The organism is Gilliamella sp. BG2, assembly GCF_046635645.1.
Taxonomy (GTDB): Bacteria; Pseudomonadota; Gammaproteobacteria; order Enterobacterales; family Orbaceae; genus Gilliamella; species Gilliamella bombi.
In genome coordinates this window covers 43,171-49,170 of sequence record NZ_JBIDFF010000019.1, presented here as the reverse complement: position 1 = coordinate 49,170, position 6,000 = coordinate 43,171, and the positions used below count along the sequence as shown (strand labels likewise).

Genomic DNA, 6,000 nt, shown 5'->3' with positions numbered 1-6,000 from the left:
ACAGTTAACACAAGAGGTAGTTTGGGAGCAACGGTGAGTAGGGTTGGTTCAAACACACGGGTAACGTTAAATGGTCCAAGGGCAAGTAGTAGTCAGATAAGTTCAAGTAATCCTGGTCAAATTACCGTGCCATCTTTGCCACAGACATTTGAGTTGGTGGGTAGGGATAGTAATGGTAATGAGGTTCGGTATGGTTTTAAGTTAAAGCAGTGGTTCGTCCATCGGGGTGATGAATATGATACCGTTTCAGCTCAAACAGCATGGTGTAATAGTTTGGGTTATCGATTGTCTAAGGTAAGTGATTTAACCAATGCGAAGTGTGGTGTTGATACTTACTTTCCATGTGTAAATGGCATAGATGGCGCAGCCCCTAGTTCATCAGTTAATAATTACATGCGTCACATAGGAGCTGGCTTTTTCACGGAGTGGGGCATCATGTACCACTACGCTGATGCGGGCTTCGTCTTCAGCGACCACTGGACAAGCGACGTGTCAGGTAGCAACCAGTTCACTGTCTCCTCGTACTTCGGTAACGTCGACAGCGACCGCACTTCACGCGGCTGGTACGCTGTTTGCACCGCACCTTAGTTCTTAGTGTTTAGTCCTTAATCCTTGGGCTGCGGGGTTGGTTATGGTGCTTGAGGGGATAATATAAAAAAGAATAAAGCCCCAGCGTAAGTTGGGGCGCTGAGCAGGCAAAGTCTGTGAACCTAGCGCTTTAATGGCAGAAAATCAAAATAGCACCCCGACCGATACGACTTAAAAGCTTGCGCTTTTGCTATTAACTGGCTGTTATTAACAAGTTGTCATTAATAGCTATTATCAAATAACAAAAGCGCTTTTATTAAAAAGCCAAATTCAATGTAATAAAAAACTAGCCTATAAGTGTTTGATTTTATTTAAAAATACAAATAAAAACTTCAATAAAATCAATAGTCTACCTGAACGATTTTAAAGTAAAAAACACACTTATAGCACCACAATGCTAATATGCTTGCCTTATCAGAGCGCCAAAATATACCGATAACCAAGTAAAGCTAGCACGCCAAACTTGGATGTTGGGTGTGTTTGTGTTTTAGATGTTATTAGCAATATTAATCATTCCGCAAAAGCCAATATGTCCTAAAGCTAATACCCTATTTTAATTATAAAATTCACCTATCTATAAAACCGAATCGTTTTCATCTTTACATTTCTTTACAAAAAAGTCCGCCAAAAAACTAGCCAACTATTTTATAAATGGTTATACTTTTATCGCTGTAGGAAAACAAGCTTATTAAATAAGCGAATAATTATAAAAATTCAAATAAAACAAAATATTACTTGACACGAGGAACGTAATGTATTATCATTTTAGGCACAAGGCACAAGGCACAAGCACTGGCAAACCTATGTCTTAAATTTATCAAATAATCCTATTCGACGCGTTCTTGCACGAAATTTATTTGTATCTTCCAAATTATCTCTCAACGTATTATCGAAATTGTTCCAAAAAAGCTTATTGGTGTTGGGGCTGTTATTATTGTTATCTTCATGGAGTTTACAGGCATTAACTAGTAAAAGTGGTCGTGCAAATAATCATCGTAGTGATGCAATAGTGCTACCTGCTGATCCAGTTATCTTATTTGCGACCCCTACCCTTTCCCCTTACTATCTTTATAATGAAGGTATTAACGATATTCAACCTGAACCCACGACACCTGAATTTGTTTACAATAAAGGATTTTTTGCTCAACTACATCCTTTATATGCTTTTAATTTTCCTACCACAGGTGCTGATGGGTTATTTTTTGATTTAGTTTTAGAGGGAAATGTAAATGATTTAATATGGGATTCTGATACACATGAAGGAATTACTGCCACAGTGACAAGTATACCAAGGAATGAGTCTTGGTTTTATGAGGTTTGCAGTACTCTGGAAAGTTTTATGCCTTCCTGTAGTACAAGAACTATTTTTAAAAAAAGTACATTTATACGCGTTATTTTAACAGGTCCATCAGCAAATCATGCTCAAAGAAACTCCAATAATCCAAGTCCAGTTCGTAAGCCACATTTGCCGCAAACATTTGAATTAGTGGGTAGAAATAGATCTGGTGAGGTATTAAAGTATAGTTTTATATTGAAGCAGTGGTTTGTCCATCGTGGTGATAAAATGGGTAACCAATCTGAGCAAACCGCATGGTGTAATGCGATAGGTTATCGTATGCCAAGAGTAAAAGATCTGACCAATGCGAAGTGCGGTGTAGGTGACTCCCGATACGACAATTTTCCTTGTAGAAATGGAATAGACGGCGCTTCACCACAGTCACGCCGTAATGATGTACTACGCAGTATAGGAGCAGGATTCGTAACGGAATGGGGAACCTTGACTATGTACAATAGTGCAGGCTTTACCAGGCGTGGTAACTATTGGACTAGCGATAGCGATTTCTTCGTAGAATCGGGCAGTGGCCAGGTTAATAACCTAAACTCAAATTGGGTTTCTAGCTCTAATGGTGGTATTTGCGTTTATCCTTAATACTAATTTCTTATTTTTTATATAAAAGAGATATTAAGCTTGGAATTAATCAAAAGTAAAGCAGTTAAAGAATAACGCTCAGCTTAAGTGAATCTAAGCTATGAAGCAAGCGTTAAGCGCTTTTACACAGCAAGTAAAAGCGCTTTCAGTGAAATAATAAAATAACAAAAAACGCAGTAATTTTATCATTTTACAAAAAACTAGATTACATCATGAAGTGCAACTCGTCTTAGCTCCTTAGAATAAAAGGAGGCAGGGCTTTTATTCTAAGGCCGTTTTCTTGGGCGCGAGTTCAATAAATATTGTATTTTCTTTATCTGTTCGTCGTCAACGAATGAAATAGTCGCTGACGTTTGTTTAAACATGCGGCAATCTGCTCTGGCTGTAATAATGTATTAGGTATTTTTCAATTTGATGTCATACCGAGCCTCTATGGGCCTATCATTACCGCTGTTTTTTCGCCTTTTCCGAGCAAGTGTCACCGCCTCATGCGCTTGATAGGCTTGTTTACGTTTGAATTTCTTTTTATCTCACGACTTATTGTCGAAGGATATTTAGAAACATAACACCATATTTTAATTAAAAATTTAACTATCAATAAAACTGAACCGTTTTTATTTTTACATTTCTTTATAAAAAAAGTCCGCCAAAAAACTAGCCAACCATTTTTTAAATGGTTATACTTTTATCGCTATAGGAAAATAAGCTTATTAAATAAGCGAATAACTATAAAAATTCAAATAAAACAAAATATTACTTGACACGAGGAACGTAATGTATTATCATTTTAGGCACAAGGCACAAGGCACAAGCACTGGCAAACCTATGTCTTGAATTTATCAAATAATCCTATTCAATGCGTTCTTGCACGAAACTTATTTGTATCTTCCAAATTATCTCTCAACGTATTATCGAAATTGTTCCAAAAAAGCTTATTGGTGTTGGGGCTGTTATTATTGTCATCTTCATGGAATTTACAGGCATTAACTAGTAAAAGTGGTCGTGTAAATAATCATCGTAGTGATGCAATAATTTTATCTTCGACGGTGCTTATTGACTATGTAAGACCGAATCTAATGAAAGCTGACAGCCAGTTACCTGCAAGTCCAGCTGATATATGGAATCCTCATAAGGGCTTTTTAGTTCAATCAATTGATCCTGAATCATACAATCTAAATTTCCCGACCACAGGTGCACATAATTTATATTTTGATTTACTCATAACAGGAATAGATGTAAATGAATTGACATGGTTACCTGTCACACATGAGGGAATTACTGCAACAGTGACAAATGTTGTAGCTAATGATAGGTGGATTCCTGATGAAGACAAGGGAAAAGTTTTCCCCCGTGTTAAGCTAACAGGTCCAGTGGCAGGAAATCAATGGGATAATCCGAATCCTAGCCGAATTACTGTACCAAAGTTACCGCAGAAGTTTGAGTTAGTGGGTAAAGATAGTGATGGTAATGAGGTAGTAAGATATGGGTTTGAGTTGAGGCAGTGGTTCGTCAATCGAGGAGATAGAAGAGATACCGCTTCTAACCAAACTACATGGTGTAGCAGTTTGGGTTATCGTATGCCACAAATAAAAGATTTGACTAACGCTGTCTGTGTGGATCATAATCCTTATTCTTCTGATCCTTCCTATTCTAAGTGCAAAAATGCAGTAACTATTGATGCTAAGCTGTCGTCAGGTAATCGGTTTTATCAACGACGAATAGGAGCAGGATTTTTCACAGAGTGGGGAATGATAGACACATTCTTTATCCCCGATGCGGGTTTTGTAGGTTCTGCTTATTTGACCAGTATCCCTTGTTCGGAGGAAAAAAATGGCTTCTTAGCAGTACACATGGGGGGGGGGGACCTAGGTATGTGTGGCAAGGATGACGACGTGGCAACCTTGCGTGATCATGTTATTTGCAGTACACCTTAGCTGTTTATCTCTCCATTTTTGAGTTGCAGAGGGGCTGAAGCAGACAACGTATGTGCGCTTTTGTTATTAAGCAGCGGTTATTAAATAACAAAAGCGCTTTTTTTAATCCAAAATCGGTGTAATAAAAAATAGTCAGTCTATAAATGTTTGATTTATTTAAAAACATTAAACATAAGCTTCAATAAAATTAATGGTTTATCTGAACAATTTTGGTGATTTTAAAGTTTTGACTATGTGGTAATAAATTAACTTATTTTTTACTATGAAAATCTATTTTATAACAATCAGATAACTATCAATTTATACAAATCTTAATTTGAATAGATTTAAATAATTCGTAATTCTTTTAGTGATAATTTTATAAACGCATAAAAAATAGGCGCAAAAATTAAACCAATGACACCAAAAAGAGTTTCTAAAAATAGCATCGCAATTAGTAATTCACAGATACCAGCATGGATTTTTGTGCCGACAATTTTAGCATTAAGTACATATTCCATTTTATGGATTAAAATTAAATAAACAATAATTATTATTGAAACAGAAAATGATACGGTAAATGCGACAAAAAAGATTATTGTATTGACAATCAGGTTTCCAATAATTGGAATTAGACCAAAAATAAATGTTGCTAGCACTAAACTTTTACTAAATGGCAAATGAATACCAAACACGGGCAGAATAATAAATAGTAAAATAGCCGTCATTACGGTATTAAATAATGCAATCACAACTTGAGAGATAGCTACATATTGGAAAACCACTACTAATCGGTTTAGGCTGGTTTTCAAGGCTTTAGTCAATGGCCTTTGTGTAATTTGATTATGATCAGCGTTGCGTTGATTTTCTTTATAACCCAGAATTAATCCAATGATCATTCCTACAATTAATATAATTAAATCATGAAACACTTTTTTAATAATAGATTGTAGATAAAACACATGATCTTTAAGGTAAATCATTATAGTTGATTTAACTTCATCTAGATCATCAGGTAAATAATGGGTAATACTTGTTGGTAGACTGCTGATTACATTGTTGACCAGTAATTTCAAATTTGTTAATGTTTCGGTTGGATGCTTGGCCATATCAACAAACCAAGCAAATAAATACCAAAAGCCACCAATAAAAATGCCAATAATTAAAGTGGTAAGTACCAATACCGAAATTAATTTTGACCTATGGCTAAAACGTAGCATTTTTTGTGATAAAAAATCATCTAATTTTTGTGTTAACGTATAGGTTAATAAGCCTGCAATTACTGCAGGCATTAAATGCACTTGCATTAAGATAATGAAACTAACCGAAAATAGCACAAGGCAAAACAGCCCTAATTTTTGATTGTTATTAAGTAACATTATTGATTTATTTCCTTTAATAATTAATGCGATATATTAAAACTATGAGTATATGAAGTAAAAATAGATGAAATTATAACAGATGGTTAGTTATTCATCCGCTTATTATTACTAGCTAAACAAAGTCAGTTTTAACAAATATTTTTTATAGTGATAAAAATATGGGAATGCAGTCTGTCATATAAACGCT

At 35.3% G+C, this 6,000-nt stretch carries 4 protein-coding genes; 3 read left to right on the top strand and 1 reads right to left on the bottom strand.

From position 1 onward, the window contains the following. From ACGH6Q_RS09080 to ACGH6Q_RS09070, 3 genes are all read left to right on the top strand, one after another. Nucleotides 1–588, top strand: a 588-nt coding sequence (locus tag ACGH6Q_RS09080; RefSeq protein WP_411592647.1) for a hypothetical protein, incomplete at its 5' end; no start/stop codon positions are given. Nucleotides 589–1,504: 916 nt separating this feature from the next. Then, nucleotides 1,505–2,518 (top strand): hypothetical protein, encoded by a 1,014-nt coding sequence (locus ACGH6Q_RS09075; protein WP_411592646.1) that lies wholly within the window; start codon nucleotides 1,505–1,507, stop codon nucleotides 2,516–2,518. A gap of 956 nt (nucleotides 2,519–3,474) precedes the next feature. Further along, nucleotides 3,475–4,452: a hypothetical protein gene (locus tag ACGH6Q_RS09070; protein WP_411592645.1), complete on the top strand. Its 978-nt coding sequence runs from the start codon at nucleotides 3,475–3,477 to the stop codon at nucleotides 4,450–4,452. A 326-nt stretch (nucleotides 4,453–4,778) separates the two neighbouring features. On the opposite strand, the gene ACGH6Q_RS09065 is transcribed toward ACGH6Q_RS09070, so the two are convergent. Further along, nucleotides 4,779–5,810: an AI-2E family transporter gene (locus ACGH6Q_RS09065; RefSeq protein WP_065589472.1), complete on the bottom strand. Its 1,032-nt coding sequence runs from the start codon at nucleotides 5,808–5,810 to the stop codon at nucleotides 4,779–4,781. Between the last annotated feature and the right edge of the window lie 190 nt (nucleotides 5,811–6,000).

Bases quoted from the DNA above. Each gene is read 5' to 3' on its own strand.
- ACGH6Q_RS09065 (WP_065589472.1), bottom strand. From the start codon at position 5,810: ATGTTACTTAATAACAATCAAAAATTAGGGCTGTTTTGCCTTGTGCTA.